Raw genomic sequence first — 24,874 nt, 5'->3', positions numbered from 1 at the left:
ATAGAAATGTAGTTTAGTTATGCCTTAAATAAATAATCTTTTGAATTGACAGATTGAAAATTTAGACATGAAGGTACTAATGATCAAAAGAGTATAAAGTGAAAAAAATGATAAAAAAAGGATTGGTATATGACAGTCAAAAAGGGTTTTCAAGATTTTTAAAGTATGAATTTAAAGAAGACTACACGTTTGATGTCTATAAGAATTTTAAAAAATTTGATGATGTAATTAAGGATTACTATGTGATCATATTTGTGGTGTATTCTGATAATGAACTTCTTGATTTGATGAGAATATATAAAAAAGGTGTTCCACTCATTGTTTCGACAGTAAACAAGGAAATTAAATCAAAGTTGGAAAAGATTGAGGACCTGCTAATTTTTGATCCAACCAAAGTAAAATCAGAAATGAGATTACAATTAAAGTTTTATTTTAATATGATCTAGTTTCGGGTTGATTTATAATAGGCATAAAATGTCATGATTTAAAAATCATTAAAAATAACCCCATGGCAGAACACGATTTTCAAGGAAATTCCTGGCGCCCGGCAGGAACTCAAATTGACATTTCTTTACATAGAGAGAAGGAGATGAGTTTGATGAAAAAAAATGAAAAAATGTATGATCAGCAAATGAATAGGCTGATAAATTTTTCGAATATAATTTCTCATAATTTAAATACACATGTTGGTAATATTAAAATGCTTCTGGATATTACGGATATAAAAGAAGATCAAAGTAATGCCGAAATTCTAAAAACGCTTCGCATTGTATCAAATGATCTTAATGATACTATAAGTGATTTAACCCAGATTGTTAAAATTCAGAATAATACCAATATTATTGTAAAACCTGTAGATGTAAATTTTTACCTTAACAAAGTAATAGATCTGGTTAATGGTTATAATTACAATGTTAAGGCTGAAATTATAAATAATGTAGCCGAAGGTTCAATCGTACATTTTAATCCTGCTTATCTTGAAAGTATTTTGTTGAATTTTAGTACGAATGCGATAAAGTATGCTCATCCGGAGCGAGTACCTAAAATTACATTCGATTTTTTTATTAAAAACGGAATAAAGACCTTAACAGTGACTGACAACGGTGTAGGTATTGATCTTAATAAGTATGGTGATGTGCTGTTTGGTCTTTATAAAACTTTTCATAAAAATGAAAAGGCGAGAGGTTTGGGGCTTTACATGGTAAAAAATCAAATCGAAACAATGAAAGGAAAAGTAAGTGTTAAGAGTAAAGTTGGAGAAGGAACAGTTTTTAAAATCAAATTTAATGAATAAAACTGAAGTTAATATGAATACGAAAAAAAGTGTTACAATTGAACCTATTGTAGACAAAGAAAAATATAGAGTTAACGGACATTTAGTTTATAAAAACCAATGGAGTAACTGGTCTTGCGAACAGGATTTGTCTGATGGTGAACTTTGGGCTTTTACTATTTACGAAAAGTTGATCATCAAAAATCCAAAAATAAAAAAACATACCAAGGCTTTGTATAGTATGCCTATTAAGAACAATTAGATTTCTGAGTTGATTTCTTTTTTAAGATTAAACAGCTGATGCTTTGAATTTGCTGTAGAATCTCATTTTAATATTAGCCTTATAATTTAAGTGTTATTTTGTAACTTTTAGAAATGATTGTATAAGCATTGATGCAGGTCTTTTAAGTAATTTTAATACAACTTAAAAACGCATCACATGAAAACAAATAATCAAAATCAGAATACTGCTAAGCAAAGTGGTACTGATAATCGAAGTGACATGAGAAAACATCAATATAAGGATCATGATGAAGTTTTAACAAACGATGAAAATTATGATGTTGATACACACAAATTTAAAGGTGAAGAACCTGATTTCGACGATAAGTTGGATAATGAAGAAAAAAAGTAAAAAAAGAAAAACGTCTCAAACCCTAAAATTTGAGACGTTTTTTTTTTTGATTATATGCTGAGTTTTAAAACAATTCGAGTTGATTGCCCGGATTTGGTGGTCTTTTTTTGGGAGGTTTAGCATCGCCAAAAATAGTTCGTCCTCTGTATTTGTGCGATTCGTCCCGTTCTCTTTGTATGAGGGCATCAAAGTTATCATTGGGCGTGAAACTTTCTTCTGCTTTTCGCGAGATTTCAGATAATTTACGAATAGCATCGATCTTATCATTGTTGCCAATTTTTGCACGATTAATGGCTCTTTGCAAAGTATCAATGGTCTCGTCGTAGATTTTTACCGGAACAGGAAACGGATGTCCGTCTTTTCCTCCGTGAGCAAATGAAAAACGCGCAGGATCTTCAAAGCGGGTAGGAGTGCCGTAAATTATTTCACTCACCAATGCCAATGACTGCAAAGCTCGTGGTCCCATTCCTTTTAAAAGTAATAACTCCTCAAAATCTTCAGGCTTGTTTTCGTGAGTAGCCCAAAGCATGGCGCCGAGTCTTTTCATATTAACATCTTCCATGCGTACATCATGATGCGCGGGCATCGAAAGATATTGCATCTCTTTTATGATTTTAGCTGGAGATTCTTTGGATAATTCTAAAATACCGTCTCTGGATTTTGCTGCCGTTTGAGCAGTAAGGTTTAAAATCGTACCTTGATTTTCACCATATATAAAGGTATGAGGTTCCTCGACAAAAGATTTTAAATCCTGCGAATGCCAATGGTATCGTCTGGCAGTCTTAGAATTTGGATTCATTCCTTGCTGAATAACAGCCCATTGTCCTTTATTGTCGACAATAAAATTATGCTGGTACAATTGAAATCCGTCCTGAATGGCTGTGTTATCAACTTTAGCTGTAAGTCGGCTGCAGTTGGCAAGATTCATGCCGTCGAGACCTGTTTTTTCGCCCACAAATAAAAGTTCCTGTGGCGTTAGCATCGAATGTTTTCCTTTTCCTCCGCAGATATAAATTCCAAGTTCTTTAGAATGCGGATTTACGGATTTTTTTAAAGCTCCAAGTACCGAAGTTGTAATTCCGGACGAATGCCAGTCCATTCCCATTACAGCACCAAAGCTTTGAAACCAGAAAGGATTACTGAGTTTGCTGATTACTTCGGCAGTAGAAAATTCCATTGCAATAGTTTCTACAATAGCAAAACCGAGTTTAGACATACGTTCGGCGAGCCATAAGGGAACATGCCCATAATGCAAGGGAAGATCTGCTGTACCGGAACGTTTCATGTGATAGGATTGAATTTATACAAAAATACGAAAAAAATATCCGTAAATTTAGAGTTGCTTGATGGTGGCAGTCTTCATAAAAACCATTTATTCAATAAATTAAATTTAAAATTCAATACTATGTTTTTATCCTCTAAGAAAATGCTGGCTATACTACTTCTTTGTTTTGGAGTACATTCGATATACGCTCAACAAAAAGACGACAGCCAAAAATGCCGTTATGCCAAAACCAATTATGGCTATTTGATGGTAATGCGCGAAGGCGATAATGTTCTGGCCTTAATCGAAAATCTGGCAAAAGAACAGCAGATTCCGTCGGCCAACTTTACCGGAATTGGTTTCGCGCAGGAAGTAACGTTTGGCTTTTATGACTTTAATCAAAAGAAATTTAACCCCAAAACCTTCAATAAAGTAGAGATGGGAAGTTTAACGGGTTCTATAGCCTGGAACGAAGGGAAACCATCCATACACATTCACGGAGTTGCAACAGATGATAAGTTTGATGCTTATGGCGGACATATTCTCGCCCTGAAAGTAGGAACGGGTTCTATGGAAGTTTATATTACCGTGAATAGCGAAAAGCTGGAAAGAAAAATAGAACAGCCTTTGAATGCTAATGTGCTGCAATTGCCTTGTTTAAAATGATATAAAGCGCTTTTTATATTTTAAACGAATCCCGATAGCTATCGGGGGCTAAGGGTTACGCAAACTTCGCAAAGTTAAACATAAAGCTTTGCGAACTTTTTATTTAGTAAAACCACAGTAATAAAATCTTTGCGCGCTTTGCGGTTAAAATTAAAATAAGCAGCAAGAAATTACCATGAAATCAGGTATTGTTTTAAGTACTGCGCGTTACTAAATTTGTTGTGAATCAAAACTCATTATAATGAAAAACAACAACAATAGTAATCGTTCTTTAGCAGTAAAATCATCATCTTTCAAAAATAAAGCCGCGAGATTAGTGCAGCAGCTGTTTTATGCATCGGCATTTATCTTGTTATTTTCAGCATGTTCGAGTGATGATGGAGGATCTGATGAAAATAAATCAGACTATTACTTTAGAGCAAGTGTTGGCGGACGAAAAATTGATTTTCGTACGGCGAAATTTCAGGGCGGAGGTAACGACGATCGTTTTGAAATGATTGTAGTGGGAGGATTTGACGGACCGCATCCGACTAAAACTGGAGAAGTAATGCCGCCATCATTAGATTTTGAAATATGGAGAGTAGGCGGCAACATTACAGCAGGCACTTATTCAACACCTGCCGAGTTGGAAATGATGGGTCGATATGCTATTCAGACGAAAGACGGAACCATACTTTATAACACCGCTATAGGCGACGATCTTTTTACAGTAAAAATTGAATCTATAAGTAAAAAAGGTATCAAAGGCACATTTGAGGGAACAGTTCGAAATGTGTCATCAGGTGAAACGATTAGTATTACCGAAGGTACTTTTAATCTTCCGTATGATCAGATCGTGAATCCTTAATCAGTTAATTGGAAAGATCCACTGTTCATAGTAAGGGCAATTCTGGCACTTTTTATAAATTCTATTAATTCATATTGCTTTAATGCGACAATTAGATTATTAATTTCTTCTTCTTGTCCTGTAACTTCAAATATGGTGTAATCCTTTTCGATTGTTATGTATCGGGCGTTGTATTTTCGAAACAACAAATCTGTATTTTCGGGATGGATTACACTAGAGGTTTTTACTTTAAATAATGCTATTTGCTTCCAGACGATTTCTTCGTTTGTGCTGTAATAACACTGAAAAACCTCAATAACTTTTTCGATTTGAAGCGCTACATTTCTTACAACTTCGAAAGTCTCGTTTAGAACAAGGGTAAAAAGATACATTTTATCCATTTCACAGGTAGAAATATTAAGGCTTTCCAAAGTTATTTTTCGTCGGGAAAGGATTACGATGATTTTATGCAGTACTACCATTTGATCTTCTGTGTAAACGGTTAAGGTGTATTCTTTTTTCATTTGAAATCTAGTTATTATTGGAGTTTATTGGTTTGATATTTTAATGCCTGAGTTTGCCGGAAAATAAAAAAGCCTTTCTCATTTTGACTGAGAAAGGCTTTTTATTAGTATACAATAGAATCCTGTCCCGTCATAAAAGACGAATAATAATAATTATGCTAATATTATTTTGTACTGAATTTTTCATGTTTATTTTAAATAAAAAAACCTCCCAAAGAGGGAGGTTTTAAATGTATCTGTGTACTTATTTATATAACATCCCTGATCATTATCGAATGATAATAATGCTGCTAATAATAGTGATGTTAATTAAGTTTTTCATTTTTCTTATTGATGAGCGACAAATGTATTGATTTTTATTAAACAGTTTACTTTGAAAGAAAAAAATATTAATAATCGAGCCATAATTTCAAAAAAGAAGCTTTTGTCCTGCTTACAATAACAGCTTCGTCCTTGCTGTGTTTGATTTTTAGTTTCAATTTACCATTAAAATAGTTATCGATTTTTTCGATAGAATTTATATGTATAATATACTGGCGATTTGCCCTGAAAAAGCTTTTAGGATTTAGTTCCTGTTCGAGAGCTTCAAGCGTATACGGTACGACAACTTCTTCACCATTAAATAAATAAGCATAATTAATATTCAGGTTCGAGTAAAAGCAGGCAATGTCTTCTACATCAATTTTTCGATATCCATCTCTGTACGGTATAAGAAAACGATTCCTGTATTCTTTAGGCTGCATGTAGGCTATCAGTTCTTCAATCTGAGAATTGGGTTTGACAGACTGTTTCAAAGAGTTTTCTAGTTTAATGATAGCTGCTTCGAGTTCGGTTTTTTCAATTGGTTTTAGCAAATAGTCGACGCTATTGTATTTAAAAGCTTTAATGGCATATTCGTCATAAGCTGTAGTAAATATAATAGGACAGGTGACATTTGTGAGATTAAAGATTTCAAAGCTTAGTCCGTCTGCCAATTGCACATCCATAAGGATGAGATCGGGAGATTGGTTTTCGGATAACCAGGAAACGGTATTTTTAACACTTGCCAAAACGCCCACAATTTCGGCATCAGGTTTTATTTTAAGAATCAAACGTTTAATTCTCTCGGAGTTCAGCTTTTCATCCTCAAGGATTAATATTTTTTTTATTGTATTCATTTAATGAGTGGTACTTTGATGGTAAAAGTCTCCTTATTTTCTTCGATAGAAACTTTTCGATCGCTTAATAAAGCATAACGATTGATAATATTTTTTAATCCAATTCCTGTAGAAGGCGCTTTTTTTATGAGCGGTAAAATAGTATTTGATACTACAATCTCTTCATTGTCATTAGAATAAATCTTAACCTGTAATGGATTTTCTTCTTCGGTGCGGTTGTGTTTCAGGGCATTTTCGATAAAAAGCTGTAACGTAATGGGCGGGATCTGCATGCTGAGTTTCGATTTATCAATGTCAATATCAAAAGTACAGCCATCGCCCATACGGTTGTGAATCAGAAAAAGATAAGCCTCCAGAAACTGCAGTTCTTCCTGTAACAAAACCAGTTTTTTTCTTGAATTAATTAGTAAATACCGATAGACTTTTGCAAAGTTTTCGGTGTATTCATGTCCTAATTGCTGATCTTTTAGTATCAATTCTGAAAGTACGCTTAGGTTATTAAAAACAAAATGGGGATCAAGCTGTAATTTGAGGGCTTGCAGTTCGATTTCGGCTGCTATTTGTTTACTCTCGGCTGCTTTTACTTTGTATTCTGCCGCTTTTATGGTGGCGTTTTTCCAGTTTTTTAATAAAAAATCACCTGTATTAAGTGCGCTTACCATTAATGCCCACAATATGATCGAAATAATGGTATAAAATGTTTCCCGCAAACCTATTTTAACTGGAGGAGTAACGGTTAAATACTCTCCGTACATATAATAGATAATACATAAACCAATAATTACGAGCAATGCGCCAAAGCTTTGAAATATTATCTGAATGATGAGTCGTTTTACAGGATTTACCATCCAGGATATTTTCCTGTTTAAAACCCTGTCAATAAAAAGGCTAACAATCAATATAATAGCGCAGAAAATGATATTGGTTAGTACATCCAACAGCATTAAATGTGATGGTAAGTTAAAATAATCCCGCCAATACGAAAAGGGGAATAAGATAAATAGGGTCGAGTAAGAGCCTAAAAATAAGAACGTAAAAAGAAGCAGACTCTTTTGGTAGCTCTTTTCTACAGGACCAGTTATTTCTTCGGTATGATTCACAAGATTGTTTTTTATAAGAGATCAAAAGTGGGATGATTTCTTTTTGAGTCTGCAAATAAAAGAATTTTGATGGAGTTTTAGCCGAAATAAAAGTTTTTTTTGACTATCGAGTTTATATTTTTTGTGATGTGAAGTCACTGTCTATAAGGGTTTTTGATTTGAAACAAGGTTCGGTTTTTAATTCAACAGATCAAATTGACGGTTCACCCTACAGATTCGTCAGTTCACTTAATAAATCCCCGGAAAAGGCACAGACGGAGAATATTTTTGCACCATAATTATAACAAATAATCTAAAACAATGAAAAAAACAATGGTAATGACACAAGAAGATTTCTGTAATGCAAAAACGAATTCGCAAGTAGAGCAGTATAAAAAAAATGCAGTAATTTTTCTTTTTATGGTGCTTTTTACTTCTATGGCTTCGGCACAAAAATCAAAGGTATTAGATGCCTTTTTTAAATACGGAATCGATTCCAGCATTTTGAATCCGGAGAAAACAAAACGACCTGATAATCTTGCTTTCGATTTTAAACAAACCATCATAACGAGTGCGAGCGAAGCCGTAACGATTGCTAAATTCGATCCGTCTGCTTCCGGACCAGAGCAATGGAGTGTGGTTTCTATAGACGGAAAATCGCCTTCTAAATCAGCAACAAATTCTTTTAGAAAAAACCAAAGCAAAACTTCGCCAACGCCTCCTACAGATGATACAAGTTATAAAATCGAGAAAGAAACAGCAGATCAACTGGTAATTAGTTACAAAGTCGAAACAGCTTCTCTTACCAAAGAAAATGCTTTTGTAAAAGATTGTAGATTTTATATGACGATTAATCTTAAAACCAAAAAGATGGATCAAATACAAACGCTTAACGAAAAGCCTGTAAAAGTGAATATTCTTACTGCAGATAAATTTGATATTGTAGTGAAGTACAAGTGGAATGACGAGGCAAGACAATATGTTCCTGTAAATGAAAATCTTAATATGGAGGCTAAATTTATAGGACAGGCCACTAATATAAAAACGATTACAGAATACTCCAATTACACGAAGAAATAATTTAAGAAGCGGCAGGTTTTTTAGATCTGCCGCTTTTACAAAAAAAAACAGTAGTGCGGGATCGTATTATTTTCAAATTAAAAAAATATTAAAAAATGAAAAAAATTATTACAGCGACAGCTTTATTCATGTCCATATTAGGTTACAGCCAGATACATGTTGGCGTGAAAGGCGGTGTAAATATGAACAAACTCGATGGTAAAAATTTTGATAGTGATTTTGAGCTGGGTTATCAGCTGGGTGGTTTTGCTTACTACAATTTTACAGATTTTGTAGGGGTGCAGGGAGAAGTATTATTCAATCAGACGAATACTAAAATCACGGATAATTATAAGGATGTTTTTAATGATGCTTTCAAAAAAGACAAAACGCTTAACTATATTAGTGTGCCGGTATTACTGCGTTTAAACAGCGAAGGACTGATTACTGTTGTTGCGGGTCCGCAGTTTAGTTTTCTTGCCAGTGGGAATGAAACGGTTTTGAATAATAGTAAAAAATTGTTCAAGAAAACTGATTTTGCCTTTGTTGCCGGAGCAGAGGTAAATATAAGACCGGTCACTATTTTTACCAGATATGTATGGGGATTTTCTGATGTGAGCGACTTTGGCGCAAAAGCCAACAGTCATCAAATTCAGGCAGGATTGTCTCTTCGCTTGCTTTAGTATAATGGATTTTTATAAAATACTAAAAGGCCTCCTTATCACTTTAGCAATCTTGTTTATCTCCTTATGCGTCGTAATTAGTATCGCAATTACTTTTGTTTTAAAGGCAAGAACAGAATTAAACGAAAAGATAAATAGTAGTTTAGGTATTGATAAATGATGAAAAAGGTTCGCTACAAAAGCGAACCTTTTTTAGTTTAATGTTATTGTTTTGATCAGGTTGAGTGCTTTTTTATTTCATTGTACCTTAATAATTAAATTGTTTGATAATTTTTAATAAAAGTGAAGAATCAAAAAACAACTATGAGGTGATTTTTATAGATTTGTAAAATCTATATATTCGCCAAAAAATCATTGGGGAAACAATTATAAAATTTAAAGACAATGAAATTAGTTACTTCAACATTTTTATTTTTCATTTTTATTTGTTCTAATTCATATGGGCAATTGAGCTCAGATCAAATATTTGAAAGCTTTAAACAAGGAGAACGCACCAACTGTTCATCAATAGCTTTTATCAAGGCTTCGCTGAATGTTTATGGATTAGACAATCTTTTTGTAACCGAAAAAATAAACGATAATTTACAAAAGATAACGCTAAAAAATGATGCATCATTTGAGTTGAATAATGAAGAAATAAATAAAGCCAAAATATCTGCAGGTTTTATATTTATCAAAGACAATTGCGAAAGTGAAAAAATAACAGACTATGCCGTATTGACCTATGCAGTAATGGCAAAATACAAGCAGATTATTGATAAAGAAGCAACTTTTGACAGGGCATTAGAGGATTTAGAAGATGGTGCAGTTTATACGCCAACCATCTATAAATATTTAGGATTTAAACTAGGCAAACAAATACAAAAGCTAAAGCGACAATCAGGCAGTGAATTTTGCGGTGTTGTTGCATGGTCAAAAGTGCATGCGGTTTTTGTGTGCGAAGAATTTATGGACTATTATGGTAACAAAAAAAGTATCTGGATTAAATATCCGGGACGTTTTAGAATAATAAAGACGTAAAAATTAACAGTAATAGTGGTGAAATTTCAGCATCTCACAAAAAATAATTAAATAGTTAGAATAGAGCTCCATATAGTAAGAAATTACGACTATTAAATAAAAAAAGGAAGTAATAAAGTTGTATTTTAAGTTAATTTATATATTTTTGTTTTTATCAACAACCAATTACATTTATACAATGAAGAGAAAAATTACTTTATTATTATGCGTACTTTTCTTCTTGACAACCGGTGCAATTTCTGCACAGGCAAAAAACGCCCCAAGAAGTATTATTAGCACAACAGCCTTAATCCGTAAATACCATGATCAGAAAGAACTAAGCGGTATGCAAAAAGGAGAACTTCTGGAACTATACATCGAGCGTATTAAAGTTTTAGTAAAAACTCTGCCTTACATCGCTTTGGTTACTAAACCAGGTGTTACTATGGCAGACTTAGGAATTCCAGACGATGGAGTTCACAAGAAAATATTAGAGAACCAGGCACTTGGTACTACAACTTTCTTAGATACTACAGTAGAGTTTCAAAGAAAAATGATGCCATACTCAGACAAAGGAAATCTTGTTGCGGCAATCTTATTTTACGAAAACACATTAAAATCTTTACACGAGTTCAATGAATTGAACGAAATGTAATTTATAATTTTAAAGCAAAAAAAGTCTGTACTGAGAAGTATAGACTTTTTTTTTGCCTTAAAGTGAGTTTCTTCATTAGCCACTTTTAACTTCCGTTTTGCTTTTTTTAATGCAGGCACTTTCTCGTTTTTTAATATAAGATCATTTTCTTCTTCATTTAATACACTTTCCTAATAGATTTTTTGTGATTAGTAACCGCTAGGAATAATTGCCAAAACAATCCAATTATCGTCATTAATTCTGTCGTAATGCCTTTCTTGCATTTATATTAGATTTTAAATACACTTAAAATTTCTATTTTATTTTTATCTGTTTTAGAAAAATTCCTACACGCTATAAAAATTCCTAAACTGTTTAACTGTTTTGTTTTTAGTGTTTTAAAAAATCGACTTGATTTAATTAACATTATTTTTTCAAAAAATTCGGTTAAAATTTTGGAACTAGTAATTTTAATTTACCTTTGTTCTATCGATTTAGTAGAACTTATAGTAAAATAAGGCTTTAATAGTAATTTACGTAATTATTTTCAGAATATCAGAGCTTAATTTTGGCATTAAAATCTTTATAAGTTTAATACAAATAACAATAATCAAAAAAAAATAAAAATGAAAAGACGAATGCATAGCTGAAAAAAAAAAAGACCATTTCTGTTGCAGCAGAAATGGTGAAGCTTAAAGAAATTGTACATCTCTATAAGGAAGCTGGATTGAAGTAAATCTTCCAGGGCTCGCCTTATTTATTAAACTAAAACAAAGTAATGAAAAAAAAATTAAATAGATATGCATTTGTATGCATTTTGTTGATTTCCATAGGGATTAAAGCTCAAGAAACCAAGCCGTTAATTCAATCTAAACTCGAAGGAATAGTAGTTGATGCTGTTACAAAAGAGCCGGTTATTGGCGCTTCGATAAATATAAAAGGTACTACACACGGTGCTGTAACAGATTTTGATGGAAAATTTTATTTCCAGACAGGTCAAAAATTTCCTTATACACTTGTAGTAAGTTATATGGGGTATAAAAGAACAGAAGTAGTAGTTAATTCAAATCCTGTTACGGTTAGTATTACTCAGGAACAGAATGCATTGTCAGAAGTAGTAGTGACAGCGCTTGGTATTACTAAAGAGAAAAAATCTTTAGGATATACTACCCAGTCTGTAAAAGGTAAGGATTTGGAAACTACAAAGGAAACCAATTTTCTAAACGGTCTTAGCGGAAAATTAGCAGGAGTTCGTATTACCAATTCACAAGGAGATATGGGATCTTCACGTATCGTTATTCGTGGTGAAACCTCTATCGCCGGAAACAACCAGCCGCTATTTGTGGTAGACGGAATTCCGGTAGATAACTCGCAGTTAGGAAGTGTTGGTGGAGCTACACGTGATTTCAAAAATGCGATTGCCGATTTGAATCCACAGGATATTGAATCAATAAATGTACTAAAGGGGCCTAATGCTGCCGCGCTTTACGGATCGCGTGCTGCACATGGAGTTGTTCTTATTACTACAAAATCAGGAAAAGGTCAGCAAGGATTAGGTGTAACCGTTAATACTGGTATAACGATTACTGAAGTTTCTCTTTTACCTACTTATCAAAATACATTCGGACAAGGTTCAAACGGAAAATTCAGTTATGTTGATGGTAAAGGTGGCGGTATTAATGATCAAACGGATGAAAGCTGGGGTCCTAAAATGGACGGACGCCTTATTCCTCAATTCAATTCAAATGGGGTAGCAGTGCCTTTTGTAGCTCACCCTAATAATGTAAAAGACTATTTTAATGCTGGTCTTACTTATGAAAATAGTATTTCTGTAGCAAAATCAGATGAAAAATCAGATTTCCGTTTGGGAGTAAACAATCAAAAACAAATAGGGACAGTTCCTAATAGTGAAGTGACCAAAACAAACTTTAGTGTAAATGCCAATTACAAATTGTCAGACAGGGTTAAGGTAGGTGTAACAGGGAATTATATTGTTACAGATGCTCCAACATTACCTGGAGGACCATCAGGTAATCGTGCTGCGGGCGTGATGCTTCAGTTTACGTGGTTTGGACGCCAGGTCGATATGGATGCGCTTAGAAATAACAGAGATAACAACTGGAACAACAGTTATTACAGCAATCCGTATTGGACTGCTTATTATAATACCACAAGTCAGCAGCGTAACCGTTTAATAGGAGATATCCATTTGGATGTAAAACTTACAGATGACCTTAATTTTAGATTCCGTACCTCTGTTGACAATTATAACGACCGAAGAAAATACACGATAAAATATGGTACAAACGGAACTCCTTTTGGATCGTATGCTGAAGATGCTTATACGGTAAACGAACAAAATACAGAGGGTATTTTTACGTATACTAAAAAAATAAACGATGATTTTACTGTAGATGCTCTTGCCGGATTCAATATTCGTAACCATAGCGATGCAAACAATTATCAAAAAGCACCGCGTTTGGCTGTACCTGATTTATATACATTGACGAATTCAAGAGATCCGTTAACTTCATCAAATACATTATCAAGATTAAGAGTCTATAGTGCTTATGCTTCAGCGCAATTTGGTTATAAAAATTATGCTTATTTAAACGTTACGGCTCGTAATGACTGGTCATCGACATTACCAAGCAGCAACCGATCTTATTTTTATCCTTCCTTTAATGGTAGTTTGATTTTATCCGAACTACTTAATCTAAAAGGTAACACACTTGATTTTTTAAAGCTTCGTGGTGGATGGTCTGAAGTGGGTAATGATGCAGATCCTTATCAATTGAATACGGTTTACGATTTTCAAACGGCATTCGACGGAAATCCAATTCAAACTTCTTCTAAGAGAAAACTTAATGAGAATTTGAAACCCGAAACAACCCGTTCTACCGAAGTTGGTTTAGAAGCTACTTTCTTTAAAAACAGACTTCATTTTGATGTTGCTTATTATAATACGAATAGTTTCGACCAGATTCTGGAAATCAAAACAACTGCAGGAAGTGGTTATACATCACAATTGATCAACGCAGGTAAAATAAACAATAGAGGTATCGAAATTCAATTGGATGGAACTCCTGTTCAAACTGAGAACTTCAAGTGGAATATTGCCGGAAATTATTCAAAGAATACAAGTAAAGTAGATATTCTTGATTATGATAAACAAATTCAAAATTATACAATTGGTTCTTCAGGTGGTGTTGATGTTTTGGCATCTGTAGGGCAAGCTTATGGAGCTCTTTACGGAGTAGCTTATCAGCGTGATGCCAATGGAAATATCGTAGTAGGTTCTAATGGATTGCCACAAGCTGCAACGGATAAAAAAGTATTAGGACATTATACTCCGGATTATATAGCAGGTATTACAAATACATTAACCTATAAAAATCTTGAACTTTCGTTTCTTGTTGATGCTAACGTAGGTGGAGAACTTTTTTCAGGAACAAACAGAGTAGGGAATTATACAGGTGTACTGGCTCAGACTCTTCCGGGTCGTGATGCAGCAAATGGCGGATTAAATTATTACGTAACAACTGGCAGTGACGGAAAAGAGGTAAAAAATTTGGTATCAGGAGGAAATGCCCCGGCCGGATTACCAATATATGATGATGGAATGATCTTTAAGGGAGTATATGCAAACGGAACTCCAAATACTACGGTGCTTAGTGCGCAGGAATATTACAAAGCGTCATACAATATTAGTGAAGCTTATATCTACAGTTCTACTTTTGTAAAAATGAGAGAAATTAAGTTGACTTATAATGTAAACAAAAGCTTAGTAAGGAAACTGGGATTGCAATCAGCAAGTATAACTGCTGCAGGTCGTAACTTGTTTTTTATCTACAAAGAGGTACCCAATATTGATCCTGAAACGGCTTACAATACCGGAAATGCACAAGGATTAGAACAGTATTCCCTGCCATCTACGAGAAATTTCAGCCTTAATGTTAATCTTAAATTTTAAAAACACAAACTCATGCTAAAAAAAATAGCCTATATAACGCTTTTTGCATTGACATTTAGTTCTTGCAGCGATGCATTGGATGATATAAATAAAAATCCAAATGCAACCGAAACTCCATTGGCGCCATACCTGTTGACAGGATCACTAAAACAGGGTGCGGATTTATATTGGGGTTCAACAAATAACTTTGATTCCTCATTATTATTTGTTCAGCATTGGGCAAAAATCCAATATACAGAACCGGACACGTTTAATTTATCAAACAGTTCTTTTGTCACTTTATGGAATACCGGGTATTCGACTTTAATTACCGATTTAAATACGATTATTAATTTTCCGGAGGCTCAGGCAAATTCTAATTATAAAGGAATTGCACTTGCTTTGCGTTCATGGACTTTTTTATTGTTGACAGATGCTTACGGCAGTGTTCCTTATAAAGAAGCAGGCCTAAAAGTAAATCCGGCGTATAATACTCAAAAAGAAATATATACAGGATTATTGGAGGATTTGAAACAAGCTCAGTCTTTGTTAGGTACAGCAAACGGAGCTGTAACTGGTGATTTGTCTTATAAAGGAGACATTACAAAATGGAAAAAACTGGTAAATTCGCTTCGTTTGCGTATAGCGTTGAGAATTTCAGACAGGGAGCCTGCATTGGCTAAACAAACAGCTATTGAGGCAACAACAGATGCCGGAGGGTTAATTAGCAGTACCAATGATATTTTTAAGTTTACTTACATCAGTTCACCACAGCAAAATCCGGCTTCGGCCTGGTTTGAAACACGTGATGATTACCGTATTTCGAAAACAATGGTCGATAAGTTATATGAGTTATCAGATCCGCGTTTGCCTGTTTATGCTCAATTACCAACAGATGCTAGTGTGGGTAAATATGTTGGAGGTGGCAACGGGTTATCAGCTGCTGCAGCCAATGCGCAGGGACTTGCTAAAACATCAAGGCCAGGTAGTTACTTCCTGACTTCTCAATCGCCGGCTGTATTTGCGTCTTATTCAGAAACATTGTTTAATGTTGCAGAAGCAGTTGCACGTGGTTATATTGCCGGAGATGCAGAAGCGCTATATAAAAGTGCTATTACAGCATCATTCAACCAATTTGGTATTACAGATGCGACCGTTATCGCCAACTATCTTAATCAGGCAACTGTAAAATATGATGCAACTAACTACGCCAAATCGATAGGTACTCAAAAATGGATTGCGTTTTACGGGCAAGGTCTTGATGCTTTTGCAGAGTGGAGAAGACTTGACTATCCGGTTTTGGTTGCTGGTCCAAATTCGCTTTTGGAAGGAAAAATTCCTTCACGTTTCTTTTATCCTGGTACAGAGCAATCGCTAAATGGAACTAGTTATAAAGCCGCAGTAGACGCGCAGGGAAAAGATTTACTGACGACGAAACTATGGTTTGATGTGAAATAAAAACAAGTCCTGAAAAGATATGAAGTTGATTCTTGAAAAATACAGATCAGAAATGATTTTTATAATTAATGAATCAGCCTTATAAAATAAAAACCTCCAAAAATTTTGGAGGTTTTTTGTAAAAAAGCATTTTGTAATTCCTTACGATTTTAAAAATTCTAAAATGTCTTTATTAATAGTATCTGCTTCTGTTGTTGGCATACCGTGTGGGAATCCCGGATATGATATTAGTTTTCCGTTTTTTAATAATTTTGCAGCTTTAGGTGCTTGATTATAAGGTACAATTTGGTCATCTTCTCCGTGCAAGACAAGAACCGGAATATCTAAACTCTTAAGATCTTCTGTAAAATCCGATTCTGAGAACGCTTTTATTCCTTCATAATGAGCCAGTACAGAACCCATCATTCCCTGACGCCACCAGTTGTGTTTAATTCCTTCCTGAACGGTTGTTCCTTCACGATTCCATCCGTAAAACGGAATAGGGAAATCATAAAAATATTGTGCTCTGTTAAATCCGGTACCTTCTCTTATTTCATCAAAAACAGATAAGGGAACACCGTCAGGATTTGCTTCATTTTTTATCATTATTGGCGTTACGGCACTAATGATGATCGCTTTTGCAACACGGGCTTTTCCGTATTTTGCTGCGTAGCGTATTACTTCTCCGCCACCTGTAGAGTGTCCAATATGAATCGCATCTTTTAAATCCAGAGCTGCAGTCAATTCAGCTACATCTGCAGCATAGGTTTCCATATTGTTGCCTTCTGAACTCTGACCGGAACGCCCATGTCCGCGTCTGTCATGTGCAATAACGCGATATCCCTGTTTCAGGAAAAACATCATTTGTGCATCCCAATCATCAGCAGATAATGGCCATCCGTGATGAAAAACAATAGGTTGTCCTGTTCCCCAATCCTTGTAATAAATTTCTGTTCCGTCTTTAACTGTAATTGTACTCATCTTATTTTGGTTTTAGATTAATATATTTTAATTCAATCTAAGTTTTTGATCTTTTTATCTGACTTAGATTTCTTGTACAAATTTATATAGGATGAGAAAACCTATCCGTTAATCTAGATTAAGTAATGACATTCTCAAAATTATATTACACCTAATGACGTAAATAGTGCTTGATTTTTTGTCTTTCAAATTTAATTATATTTTTGTAAATATCTGTAAATTATATAATTACAAAATTAATTAAATGTAAAATATTTTTTTGAGCATTCTGTTATATTTATCGCCTAAATAATGATCGTAGAAAATAAAATGATACTAAATCATAAAATTGCTGTTGTGCTATGGCAACTTTAAATAATTAAACCAAATACTATGACTACAATAGAGGCAAGTAATTTCAGCAGACTTATTGGAATTTGGGTAACCAAAGGGACGATATTCACCAAGAGTGATAATGTAGCATTAATTGGTATTGATACTTACGAATATATTTTAAACGGAAATTATATTCTGCACAAAGCTGATGTAAAGATGGGTGATGAAAGAACTCAGACTTTCGAAATTTTTTCCTTGACTAATTCTAAAGAAAGAGCAAAAATGCAATATTATAATTCGAAAGGCGAAAGCGGATCTATGACGAGTTATCTGTCCAAAAATGTATTTAAAATTAAAAGCAGTATCATGAAATTTGAAGGTAAATTTAATGATGAAAATACAGAACTAATAGGGAAATGGTTTGTGAAAGAAAGCGATAAATGGATTGATTTTATCGATCTTAAACTTAAAAAGCAAAAAGAGTCGATTTAGAAATTACTCCATAATAAGTATCGTTTTCTTTCATTTATTTTTCTAAAATTTCTTTTCTAAAAATAACACCCCAATTCAGAATTTCTTCTAATAATTTTCTCATCGTCAAACCCAAAGGTGTAAGAGAATATTCTACTGTTACCGGCATACTGTCGTAAAGCGTGCGCGTAACAATTTTATTTGTTTCTAAAGCTTTTAGCTCCTGCGATAGCATTTTGGGTGAAATATCTGCGATATCCCGTTGTATTTCTCCAAAGCGTTTGTTGCCATGAGTTAATGAAATAATAATTGGCAAACGCCATTTTCCCTGAATTACTTCTAAAGTATCCCTTGCAACCAGCAATCGATATTGGCAAACATCCTCTTTCTGACTCATAATTATTTGATTTTAAAAACATACACTTACGTTAAGGTAACTACTTACTCAAAGGTAACTACTATATTTTGTATAGCAAATCTACATAATTTTGTCCTGATAATAAACATTAAAAAAAGAATTATGATCAACAAAACCACCTGGGTAATAGACCCATTGCACTCCGAAGTTTTCTTTAAAATTAAGCACTTAGTTATTTCTACTGTGACGGGTTCTTTCAGAAAATTTGAAGGAAATATAATTACTGACGGTACAGATTTTAGCAATGCAAAAATAGCAATCGCCATCGACGTAAAAAGTATCGATACCAACCAGCCGCAAAGTGATGAACATTTAAAAAACGGTGACTTTTTTGATGCAGACGCTTACCCGAAAGTTACCTTTGAATCAACATCTTTTGTAAACACCGGAGGCAGTGATTATAAAATGGCTGGAAATCTAACATTGAAAGGTGTAACTAAGCCAATTGAATTAAAAGTAGAATATGGCGGATCAGAAAACGATGGGCATGGTAATATAAAGCATGGATTTGAAGTTCTTGGAATAGTAAATCGAAAAGAATTTGGGATGACATGGAACAAAATGACAGATTCCGGAGGTCTTGGATTAGGTGAAGATGTTAAACTGATCGGAAACATTCAGGTCAGTCAATTAGCTGAATAAGCTAGACTTTTTTAATCTCGCAAAGACGCAGAGTCGCAAAGTTTTTTAGCTTTATGTTCTTAATTTCAATAAGATGAAATCATCAGAAAAGTACACTTTGCGCCCTTGCTCCCGAAAGCTATCGGGATTTCGAGATTATTTTACTCCAATAAAATATCGTAAGATGGTAAAATTATCCCCAACAATTTAAAATCTGAAATCAACAATCTAAAATCTAAAATCAGCAATATAAAATTAAAAACTAATCTTCTATCTTTGAAAAGGTAAAACAAACTATGGAAAAGCTGAGAAAACATATTGAAGAAATAATACCCGTTACTGACGAGGAGTTTGAATCTATCAAACCCTTTTTCACGATAAGAAGAGTATTAAAAAATCAATATCTTATTCAGCAAGGTGATGATGCAAAGTATGAATACATCATTATGAGCGGAATTTTCAGGGTTTTTTATCTGGATGAAGACGGCAAAGAACACATTGTGCAATTTGCTACAGAAAACTGGTGGATGTCTGATTACATCGCCTATTTCAATCAAAAACAAGCCAATATGTACGTGGTTTGTATGGAGCCCGGCGAAGTGTTGTGCCTGACACTCGAGGGCAGGGAACAACTCTCGGTTACGCTGCACAAAATGGAACACTTTTTTAGAATAAAGCTTACCAAAGGATTTATTGCGCTTCAGCAAAGAGTGATTTCATTGCTTTCTAATAATCCGCAGCAGCGATACAAAGAATTTGCAGACCTGTATCCCAATCTCATGCAAAAAATCCCCAAAAAATATATTGCAGAATATCTCGGGGTAAGCCGCGAAACCCTCAGCAGACTTTACTCCGGCAATAAATAATATACCTGTTTAACTCAAAGTGTGATTCCCGTCACACTTTTTTTGTGACTTTGCTCCTCGTATTGAGGAGTAGAGCCGGCATAAATTTGCCCTATAAATAATTCATAACAACCTAAAATTTATAGCCATGAAAAAATTGATGATCCTAACAGCAGTACTTGCCCTTTTTTCTTCTTATGCCCAAAATCAAAAAGAGAACAAAGCAGTAAAACAAAACACAACTTCTAAAAACGAAACAAAAATGAACAAGAAAATTTTAATTATCGTGTCGAATGCCAATGCCATTGGACCAAATAACAGAAGAACAGGAACATTTCTTCCTGAAGTAGCACATCCTTATGCAGAATTCGAAAAAGCAAATTACCAGATCGATTTTGCCAGCTTAACCGGAGATACACCTTATTTAGACGCTCTTAGTTTAGCAAATGATCCTGGAAATCTGGCATTTCTAACAGGAAAAGGCTGGGAAACTATGCAAAAAGCCGTTAAATTATCGACAGTAGATGTTACTCAATACGATGCCGTTTTTGTACCAGGCGGACTAGCCCCAATGGTCGATATGCCGGAAAATGAGTTGCTGAAAAAAGTAATTAAAGAAACCTACGAACGAAATGCAGTTGTAGGAGCTGTGTGTCACGGTCCGGTTTCATTATTAAATGTAAAACTAAGCAACGGAACTTACTTAGTAAACGGTAAAAACATTACTTCTTTTACAGATGAAGAAGAAAGAGGTTACGCCATTGCAGATGTGCCTTTTTTATTAGAAACTGCATTAACGAAACAAGGAGCAAAATTTCACGCTGCCGCAAATTGGTCTGCTCACAGTATTGCCGATGGTAATTTGGTTACAGGACAAAATCCTGCTTCTGCAAAAGGAGTGGCAGAAAAAATGATTGTTATTTTAGAATCTAAAAAGTAATACCATCTTAAGCTAGTTTGGTGTTAATTAAATAAAAGAACATATAAAAATGGAAAATCAAAATCCAATTCATGTTTTTGCAACATGGAAAGTTAAAGAAGGTCAGATTGAAAACGTTTTAAATTTACTAAAGCCAGTACATGACGAAAGCATTCAGGAAAAAGGAAATCTCTTCTATACCATTCATCAAAGTAATTCAGATTTGAATACTTTACTATTATTTGAAGGATATATCAGCGAAGAGGCTGTAACAGCACATCGAAATTCATCCTATTTTCAGGAGATAGTTTTGGGACAAATTGTGCCATTATTAGAAAATAGAGAAATTGTTTTAGCAACACCTTTAGATTATTAATAAAAGAAAACAAAAAAGTAACAGCCCTAAACTGTTACTTTTTCTATTAAGATCGATAAAACATTTTTATAGGTTTTACACCGCCAAAAATTATTCTTTTTTACTTTCCATTTCGACCCTGAATTTACCCCAAAAAGGACTGTCAGCCATTTGCGAATGTCCGATTACGATGATATAATTTCCTTTTTGTTTAAGAGGAACATTCAAATCCATTCCAAATGGGCCGTCTGAGGCGTTGTCAGGAGAGATAATCTGGTTGAAACGGATATTTCCTTTGCCGGTAGTAGGAACAATATTGGCTTTCAAATTGCCTGAATCTTCATTTTTAAATTTAACGTAAACTCTGGGATGAATAGAATCTATTACACCTTCGGCAATAAACAAATCTTTTTCATTTTTAAATTCCATGTAAATGGTATCGCCCACTTGTTTGTTCTCTTTTACTTCTTTCTTTGTGATATTTGTGGTAATTGAATCTGAAGTCGAAACAGGAGCAATTTTATTTTCTTTTTGTTGGCATGAAAAAAAGAGAATTGACAGTACAAGCATTGAAAAATTTTTCATAATAATATTTTTAGTAAAACATCTCAAATTTAATGCTTATTCGAGATGTTTTGTTATATAATAGCATTTGTATTTTGCAAGATCCAAATCAAATAAATTTTAATATAAGGAACTATAAATCAGTTTTTTTTAACTGAAATAAAAGAGACAGTTTTACACTATTTGTTGATTCATTTCTTAGCTTTGTACAACCACCAAAAACAAATCTTACCATGCCAGTAATTGAACAATCAGAATATAATTTTCCTTCTATTATTCATCGCAACAGGCACGTTTCTACTATTTATGCTGCCTTGTTTAAAAAGTTTGATGCTCCCGAATATACGAGAGAGAAGATAGAATTACATGACGGAGATTTTATCAATATTGATTTTATGATCAATGATCCTAAAAAAGCAGTTATCTTATGCCATGGTCTGGAAGGGGATTCCCGCAGAACGTACAATAACAGTTGTGCGGTTTATTTTCAGGAAAAGGATTTTTCGGTTTTTGCATGGAACAATCGAACTTGCGGAGGAGAAATGAACCGTTTGCCCAGACTTTATCATCACGGTGCAGTAGATGATCTTGATGAAGTGGTGCAGTTTGTTTTACAAAAAGGATTTGAAGAGGTTTATTTGATTGGATATTCGATGGGAGGGGTGCAGCTTCTGAATTATTTTGGATGGACAAAAATCGATGAACGTATAAAAGCAGGAGTTTGTATTTCAGTCCCTACTCATATTGCAACAAGTGCTGCTGTACTCAAACAAGGTTTTAACAGAGTGTATTTAAAGAATTTTACGATTGATATTAAAAGAAAACTGAAATACAAAGCAGCACAGTTTCCTGATTTTATAAACAGTGATCAAATTGACGGCATTACTTCTTTTGATGAAGTCGATCATTATTTTACAGCGCCACTGCACGGTTTTGCCAGTCGGGACGATTATTATCAGCGCGTTTCTCCTGAATTTTCTCTTAAAGATATTACTACTCCGGTCTTAATTATTAATTCTCTTGATGATCCTTTTTTAGGCGAAAGGTGTTATCCCAGAGCTATAGCGCAGGAAAGTGCCTATGTTTATCTTGAAATGCCAAAATACGGAGGACACTGTGCTTTTCCGTTACGTGATTCTATGTATTCGTACGCAGAGAAAAGAGCTTATGGCTTTTTCAAATCCTACCAATAGCGGGCAGAGAGACTCGAAAACTCCATAATAATTTTTTAGTATATTTGGCATCGATATTGGTTTTTATATTGAATTTAATGTTTTGAATTTTAATATTTTAATCAGTATTGAATCTGTCTTTTTTATTGTAAAGAGCTTACTTTGAAACAGTATTTTCATATAATAAAAGAGAAATAGAATGATCAAACCCCATTTTAAAATGAAAAAAAACCTAGGAATTCTTTTATTTGTATTGAATGTTATAAATATGTTTGGGCAAACGCCAACTGCATCAGGCAAAACTAATTATTCGAATAAAGCTTTAACCATTAATGATATGGTTACTAATAAAGTTATAAGTCCGCTTAAAAAAGTTCCGCTGGATGGACAATCGATCTTGATTTATGATTACGACGGTTCGCTGATGTCGTTTAATTTAGAATCCGAATCATTTAACTGGACTGTAAAAGCAACAGATAATCATACAGAAATGTGTGCCAATCAGGTAACGCTAAAAGATGGTGTTATATACGTTCCGTTTATTAATGGTGAAATTTTTGCAATTAATAATAAAACCGGTGAAATTTTCTGGAAATCAAGGTTGGGTAATATAACGGATCAAATCATACTGAAAAATCAAATTCCGGTTATTAATGATGGAAAACTGTTTATTACTACTCAGGATCCTAATAACAACATTTATGCTCTTGATCTAAAAGATGGAAGTTTAGTATGGAACTACAAACTGGATGCTACCAATAATGATATTCCGGTTCTCTTTTTTGATAACAAAGTTTTTACCCAAAGCGGAAACAATTTTTATAGTTTTGAAGCCAATACAGGAAAACTTCTTTCCCAAAAAAGCTTTGACGAACCCATACATGGAAAGGCCGTAACAGATGGTGAAAATATATTTGTAGCCAATGAAAAAGACGTGCTTTTTGCTTTAAACCCTAATACACTGGATGTTTTATGGCAGTTTAAATTAGACGAAGGTCAAGGTAATATCAAAGAACGTATATTTAGCAAAGACAAAAAAGTATATTTTGCAGGACAAGGCACGGAAGTTTCTTCTCTATATGCTCTGGATTCAAAAACCGGAACTCAGATTTGGAAAACGGACTTTAAAAATGACAATATTGAATATATTATTGAGGAAAGCGATAATGCGTGGGGATATACCCAAAAAGGAAAACTTTTTCAAATAGATATGGCAAATGGTGAAATGGCATTCGAAATAAAGCTGTCAACCTTACCCATTTCAAATCTTGAATTTGCTGAAGAAAATTTCTTGTATTATTATTCTGACGCCGCTTTAATTCAATTTGAATTTAGTACAAAAGACGAAAACGAAGTGTATTTGCGAACTTCTATTAAGGATGATGCTTATAGAGCTTATCTAAAAATACTTTGATAACAAAAAAAAGAAGCTGTCCTGATACTAAGGCAGCTTTTTTTTGACATTTAAGGATCAGGTTTTCATTAAAACTAATAATCCGTGACTTAATTTAAGTCGTAACAAATGGTTTCGTAAGTATGTTTAAGTCAGTGTTTTGCTGCTAAAATAAAAAAATGCAACTTTTTTTTAATCTAATTTACTCTTTTTCAGCATCGTGATGAAAAATGTAGTACATTTATGAACAATAAATAATTAATAAGATGCAAGAAGGTACAGTAAAATTCTTCAATGAAGAAAAAGGGTTTGGATTTATTACTCCAAAAAACGGTGGAAGTGAAATTTTTGTTCACGTTTCAGGTTTATCAGAAAATATTCGTGAGAACGACGAAGTGCGTTACGAAATAGCTGAAGGCAAAAAAGGGCCTAATGCTGTAAACGTCTCTGTCGTTTAATATATGATGAAAAATGATCTTAAGTACCTGCTGTGAAGCAGGTATTTTTTTTTATAAAAAGCGTGTCGAAATTGTGGCGATAATATACTGTACTTTAAATTTATACAAAGTAACAGCAATCTTGTCATCCTTGAGGAACGAGGGATCTCCGCAAGAAACTGACACAAAGCAATTG

27 protein-coding genes are annotated in these 24,874 nt (G+C 33.9%); 20 read left to right on the top strand and 7 right to left on the bottom strand.

Annotated features, from left to right (window positions below):
- The first annotated feature begins 107 nt into the window (after positions 1-107).
- The 4 genes from ACIDC4_RS00225 to ACIDC4_RS00210 all read left to right on the top strand — a co-directional run bounded on the left by ACIDC4_RS00225 (position 108) and on the right by ACIDC4_RS00210 (position 1,907).
- On the top strand, positions 108-446 hold the full coding sequence (locus ACIDC4_RS00225; protein WP_208686621.1) for a hypothetical protein: 339 nt from the start codon (positions 108-110) through the stop codon (positions 444-446).
- 62 nt (positions 447-508) lie between these two features.
- Complete coding sequence (locus tag ACIDC4_RS00220; RefSeq protein ID WP_412043835.1) at positions 509-1,294, top strand: sensor histidine kinase; 786 nt, start codon at positions 509-511, stop codon at positions 1,292-1,294.
- A gap of 13 nt (positions 1,295-1,307) precedes the next feature.
- Positions 1,308-1,535: a hypothetical protein gene (locus ACIDC4_RS00215; RefSeq protein ID WP_488381120.1), complete on the top strand. Its 228-nt coding sequence runs from the start codon at positions 1,308-1,310 to the stop codon at positions 1,533-1,535.
- Positions 1,536-1,712: 177 nt separating this feature from the next.
- Complete coding sequence (locus ACIDC4_RS00210; RefSeq protein ID WP_065449850.1) at positions 1,713-1,907, top strand: hypothetical protein; 195 nt, start codon at positions 1,713-1,715, stop codon at positions 1,905-1,907.
- Between the two features lie 64 nt (positions 1,908-1,971).
- Here the strand turns inward: ACIDC4_RS00210 and ACIDC4_RS00205 are convergent, their stop codons facing one another.
- A complete protein-coding gene (locus ACIDC4_RS00205; RefSeq protein WP_412043834.1) occupies positions 1,972-3,192 on the bottom strand; it encodes a DUF763 domain-containing protein in 1,221 nt (406 codons plus the stop codon).
- 120 nt (positions 3,193-3,312) lie between these two features.
- Between ACIDC4_RS00205 and ACIDC4_RS00200 the strand changes: the two genes are divergently transcribed.
- Both ACIDC4_RS00200 and ACIDC4_RS00195 read left to right on the top strand, forming a co-directional pair.
- Positions 3,313-3,837, top strand: coding sequence for a PPC domain-containing DNA-binding protein (locus ACIDC4_RS00200; protein WP_412043833.1), 525 nt, complete (start codon positions 3,313-3,315; stop codon positions 3,835-3,837).
- A gap of 241 nt (positions 3,838-4,078) precedes the next feature.
- Positions 4,079-4,684, top strand: a complete 606-nt coding sequence (locus ACIDC4_RS00195) for a hypothetical protein (RefSeq protein WP_412043832.1) — start codon at positions 4,079-4,081, stop codon at positions 4,682-4,684.
- On the opposite strand, the gene ilvN is transcribed toward ACIDC4_RS00195, so the two are convergent.
- From ilvN to ACIDC4_RS00180, 3 genes are all read right to left on the bottom strand, one after another.
- On the bottom strand, positions 4,681-5,187 hold the full coding sequence (gene ilvN / locus ACIDC4_RS00190) for an acetolactate synthase small subunit (protein WP_412043831.1): 507 nt from the start codon (positions 5,185-5,187) through the stop codon (positions 4,681-4,683). The genes ACIDC4_RS00195 and ilvN overlap by 4 nt on opposite strands.
- Before the next feature lie 389 nt (positions 5,188-5,576).
- Positions 5,577-6,344 (bottom strand): LytR/AlgR family response regulator transcription factor, encoded by a 768-nt coding sequence (locus ACIDC4_RS00185; protein ID WP_412043830.1) that lies wholly within the window; start codon positions 6,342-6,344, stop codon positions 5,577-5,579.
- On the bottom strand, positions 6,341-7,444 hold the full coding sequence (locus tag ACIDC4_RS00180) for a sensor histidine kinase (RefSeq protein ID WP_412043829.1): 1,104 nt from the start codon (positions 7,442-7,444) through the stop codon (positions 6,341-6,343). The genes ACIDC4_RS00185 and ACIDC4_RS00180 overlap by 4 nt, the downstream gene beginning before the upstream one ends.
- 300 nt (positions 7,445-7,744) lie before the next feature.
- Here ACIDC4_RS00180 and ACIDC4_RS00175 point away from each other — a divergent pair, with 300 nt between their 5' ends.
- The 6 genes from ACIDC4_RS00175 to ACIDC4_RS00150 all read left to right on the top strand — a co-directional run bounded on the left by ACIDC4_RS00175 (position 7,745) and on the right by ACIDC4_RS00150 (position 16,208).
- A complete protein-coding gene (locus ACIDC4_RS00175; protein ID WP_412043828.1) occupies positions 7,745-8,503 on the top strand; it encodes a hypothetical protein in 759 nt (252 codons plus the stop codon).
- Between the two features lie 95 nt (positions 8,504-8,598).
- A complete protein-coding gene (locus tag ACIDC4_RS00170) occupies positions 8,599-9,165 on the top strand; it encodes a porin family protein (RefSeq protein WP_412043827.1) in 567 nt (188 codons plus the stop codon).
- Between the two features lie 384 nt (positions 9,166-9,549).
- Positions 9,550-10,185 carry a hypothetical protein gene (locus ACIDC4_RS00165; RefSeq protein WP_412043826.1) on the top strand — a complete coding sequence of 212 codons (636 nt, stop codon included), beginning with the start codon at positions 9,550-9,552 and terminating at the stop codon, positions 10,183-10,185.
- Between the two features lie 178 nt (positions 10,186-10,363).
- Positions 10,364-10,819 carry a hypothetical protein gene (locus ACIDC4_RS00160; protein WP_065449857.1) on the top strand — a complete coding sequence of 152 codons (456 nt, stop codon included), beginning with the start codon at positions 10,364-10,366 and terminating at the stop codon, positions 10,817-10,819.
- Between the two features lie 757 nt (positions 10,820-11,576).
- Positions 11,577-14,771 (top strand): SusC/RagA family TonB-linked outer membrane protein, encoded by a 3,195-nt coding sequence (locus tag ACIDC4_RS00155; protein ID WP_412043825.1) that lies wholly within the window; start codon positions 11,577-11,579, stop codon positions 14,769-14,771.
- Positions 14,772-14,783: 12 nt separating this feature from the next.
- Entirely contained in the window at positions 14,784-16,208 is a 1,425-nt protein-coding gene (locus tag ACIDC4_RS00150) for a SusD/RagB family nutrient-binding outer membrane lipoprotein (protein WP_412043824.1), read from the top strand.
- Between the two features lie 141 nt (positions 16,209-16,349).
- On the opposite strand, the gene ACIDC4_RS00145 is transcribed toward ACIDC4_RS00150, so the two are convergent.
- Positions 16,350-17,168 (bottom strand): alpha/beta fold hydrolase, encoded by an 819-nt coding sequence (locus ACIDC4_RS00145; protein WP_412043823.1) that lies wholly within the window; start codon positions 17,166-17,168, stop codon positions 16,350-16,352.
- Positions 17,169-17,540: 372 nt separating this feature from the next.
- Here ACIDC4_RS00145 and ACIDC4_RS00140 point away from each other — a divergent pair, with 372 nt between their 5' ends.
- Entirely contained in the window at positions 17,541-17,975 is a 435-nt protein-coding gene (locus ACIDC4_RS00140; protein WP_412043822.1) for a hypothetical protein, read from the top strand.
- Between the two features lie 34 nt (positions 17,976-18,009).
- Here the strand turns inward: ACIDC4_RS00140 and ACIDC4_RS00135 are convergent, their stop codons facing one another.
- Positions 18,010-18,351: a winged helix-turn-helix transcriptional regulator gene (locus ACIDC4_RS00135; RefSeq protein ID WP_412043821.1), complete on the bottom strand. Its 342-nt coding sequence runs from the start codon at positions 18,349-18,351 to the stop codon at positions 18,010-18,012.
- A 123-nt stretch (positions 18,352-18,474) separates the two neighbouring features.
- Here ACIDC4_RS00135 and ACIDC4_RS00130 point away from each other — a divergent pair, with 123 nt between their 5' ends.
- The 4 genes from ACIDC4_RS00130 (at position 18,475) to ACIDC4_RS00115 (ending at position 21,133) form a co-directional block, all read left to right on the top strand.
- On the top strand, positions 18,475-19,014 hold the full coding sequence (locus tag ACIDC4_RS00130) for a YceI family protein (protein ID WP_412043820.1): 540 nt from the start codon (positions 18,475-18,477) through the stop codon (positions 19,012-19,014).
- A 275-nt stretch (positions 19,015-19,289) separates the two neighbouring features.
- A complete protein-coding gene (locus tag ACIDC4_RS00125; RefSeq protein WP_412043819.1) occupies positions 19,290-19,859 on the top strand; it encodes a Crp/Fnr family transcriptional regulator in 570 nt (189 codons plus the stop codon).
- A gap of 127 nt (positions 19,860-19,986) precedes the next feature.
- Complete coding sequence (locus ACIDC4_RS00120; protein WP_412043818.1) at positions 19,987-20,778, top strand: type 1 glutamine amidotransferase domain-containing protein; 792 nt, start codon at positions 19,987-19,989, stop codon at positions 20,776-20,778.
- 49 nt (positions 20,779-20,827) lie between these two features.
- Positions 20,828-21,133 carry a putative quinol monooxygenase gene (locus ACIDC4_RS00115; protein ID WP_412043817.1) on the top strand — a complete coding sequence of 102 codons (306 nt, stop codon included), beginning with the start codon at positions 20,828-20,830 and terminating at the stop codon, positions 21,131-21,133.
- A gap of 90 nt (positions 21,134-21,223) precedes the next feature.
- Here the strand turns inward: ACIDC4_RS00115 and ACIDC4_RS00110 are convergent, their stop codons facing one another.
- Entirely contained in the window at positions 21,224-21,697 is a 474-nt protein-coding gene (locus tag ACIDC4_RS00110; protein ID WP_412043816.1) for a hypothetical protein, read from the bottom strand.
- A gap of 212 nt (positions 21,698-21,909) precedes the next feature.
- Here ACIDC4_RS00110 and ACIDC4_RS00105 point away from each other — a divergent pair, with 212 nt between their 5' ends.
- The 3 genes from ACIDC4_RS00105 (at position 21,910) to ACIDC4_RS00095 (ending at position 24,699) form a co-directional block, all read left to right on the top strand.
- The gene (locus tag ACIDC4_RS00105; protein WP_412043815.1) at positions 21,910-22,869 is read left to right on the top strand and encodes a YheT family hydrolase; all 960 of its coding nucleotides are present in this window, start codon (positions 21,910-21,912) and stop codon (positions 22,867-22,869) included.
- A 199-nt stretch (positions 22,870-23,068) separates the two neighbouring features.
- Entirely contained in the window at positions 23,069-24,262 is a 1,194-nt protein-coding gene (locus ACIDC4_RS00100) for an outer membrane protein assembly factor BamB family protein (protein WP_412043814.1), read from the top strand.
- Positions 24,263-24,507: 245 nt separating this feature from the next.
- Positions 24,508-24,699 carry a cold-shock protein gene (locus ACIDC4_RS00095; RefSeq protein ID WP_194614810.1) on the top strand — a complete coding sequence of 64 codons (192 nt, stop codon included), beginning with the start codon at positions 24,508-24,510 and terminating at the stop codon, positions 24,697-24,699.
- Positions 24,700-24,874 lie beyond the last annotated feature (175 nt).

It is taken from the genome of Flavobacterium sp. C3NV, assembly GCF_046825355.2.
Taxonomy (GTDB): domain Bacteria; phylum Bacteroidota; class Bacteroidia; order Flavobacteriales; family Flavobacteriaceae; genus Flavobacterium.
This window is presented reverse-complemented; position numbering and strand designations above follow the sequence as displayed.

Bases quoted from the DNA above. Each gene is read 5' to 3' on its own strand.
- ACIDC4_RS00225 (WP_208686621.1), top strand. From the start codon at position 108: ATGATAAAAAAAGGATTGGTATATGACAGTCAAAAAGGGTTTTCAAGA.
- ACIDC4_RS00220 (WP_412043835.1), top strand. From the start codon at position 509: ATGGCAGAACACGATTTTCAAGGAAATTCCTGGCGCCCGGCAGGAACT.
- ACIDC4_RS00215 (WP_488381120.1), top strand. From the start codon at position 1,308: ATGAATACGAAAAAAAGTGTTACAATTGAACCTATTGTAGACAAAGAA.
- ACIDC4_RS00210 (WP_065449850.1), top strand. From the start codon at position 1,713: ATGAAAACAAATAATCAAAATCAGAATACTGCTAAGCAAAGTGGTACT.
- ACIDC4_RS00205 (WP_412043834.1), bottom strand. From the start codon at position 3,192: ATGAAACGTTCCGGTACAGCAGATCTTCCCTTGCATTATGGGCATGTT.
- ACIDC4_RS00200 (WP_412043833.1), top strand. From the start codon at position 3,313: ATGTTTTTATCCTCTAAGAAAATGCTGGCTATACTACTTCTTTGTTTT.
- ACIDC4_RS00195 (WP_412043832.1), top strand. From the start codon at position 4,079: ATGAAAAACAACAACAATAGTAATCGTTCTTTAGCAGTAAAATCATCA.
- ilvN (WP_412043831.1), bottom strand. From the start codon at position 5,187: ATGAAAAAAGAATACACCTTAACCGTTTACACAGAAGATCAAATGGTA.
- ACIDC4_RS00185 (WP_412043830.1), bottom strand. From the start codon at position 6,344: ATGAATACAATAAAAAAAATATTAATCCTTGAGGATGAAAAGCTGAAC.
- ACIDC4_RS00175 (WP_412043828.1), top strand. From the start codon at position 7,745: ATGAAAAAAACAATGGTAATGACACAAGAAGATTTCTGTAATGCAAAA.
- ACIDC4_RS00170 (WP_412043827.1), top strand. From the start codon at position 8,599: ATGAAAAAAATTATTACAGCGACAGCTTTATTCATGTCCATATTAGGT.
- ACIDC4_RS00165 (WP_412043826.1), top strand. From the start codon at position 9,550: ATGAAATTAGTTACTTCAACATTTTTATTTTTCATTTTTATTTGTTCT.
- ACIDC4_RS00160 (WP_065449857.1), top strand. From the start codon at position 10,364: ATGAAGAGAAAAATTACTTTATTATTATGCGTACTTTTCTTCTTGACA.
- ACIDC4_RS00155 (WP_412043825.1), top strand. From the start codon at position 11,577: ATGAAAAAAAAATTAAATAGATATGCATTTGTATGCATTTTGTTGATT.
- ACIDC4_RS00150 (WP_412043824.1), top strand. From the start codon at position 14,784: ATGCTAAAAAAAATAGCCTATATAACGCTTTTTGCATTGACATTTAGT.
- ACIDC4_RS00145 (WP_412043823.1), bottom strand. From the start codon at position 17,168: ATGAGTACAATTACAGTTAAAGACGGAACAGAAATTTATTACAAGGAT.
- ACIDC4_RS00140 (WP_412043822.1), top strand. From the start codon at position 17,541: ATGACTACAATAGAGGCAAGTAATTTCAGCAGACTTATTGGAATTTGG.
- ACIDC4_RS00135 (WP_412043821.1), bottom strand. From the start codon at position 18,351: ATGAGTCAGAAAGAGGATGTTTGCCAATATCGATTGCTGGTTGCAAGG.
- ACIDC4_RS00130 (WP_412043820.1), top strand. From the start codon at position 18,475: ATGATCAACAAAACCACCTGGGTAATAGACCCATTGCACTCCGAAGTT.
- ACIDC4_RS00125 (WP_412043819.1), top strand. From the start codon at position 19,290: ATGGAAAAGCTGAGAAAACATATTGAAGAAATAATACCCGTTACTGAC.
- ACIDC4_RS00120 (WP_412043818.1), top strand. From the start codon at position 19,987: ATGAAAAAATTGATGATCCTAACAGCAGTACTTGCCCTTTTTTCTTCT.
- ACIDC4_RS00115 (WP_412043817.1), top strand. From the start codon at position 20,828: ATGGAAAATCAAAATCCAATTCATGTTTTTGCAACATGGAAAGTTAAA.
- ACIDC4_RS00110 (WP_412043816.1), bottom strand. From the start codon at position 21,697: ATGAAAAATTTTTCAATGCTTGTACTGTCAATTCTCTTTTTTTCATGC.
- ACIDC4_RS00105 (WP_412043815.1), top strand. From the start codon at position 21,910: ATGCCAGTAATTGAACAATCAGAATATAATTTTCCTTCTATTATTCAT.
- ACIDC4_RS00100 (WP_412043814.1), top strand. From the start codon at position 23,069: ATGAAAAAAAACCTAGGAATTCTTTTATTTGTATTGAATGTTATAAAT.
- ACIDC4_RS00095 (WP_194614810.1), top strand. From the start codon at position 24,508: ATGCAAGAAGGTACAGTAAAATTCTTCAATGAAGAAAAAGGGTTTGGA.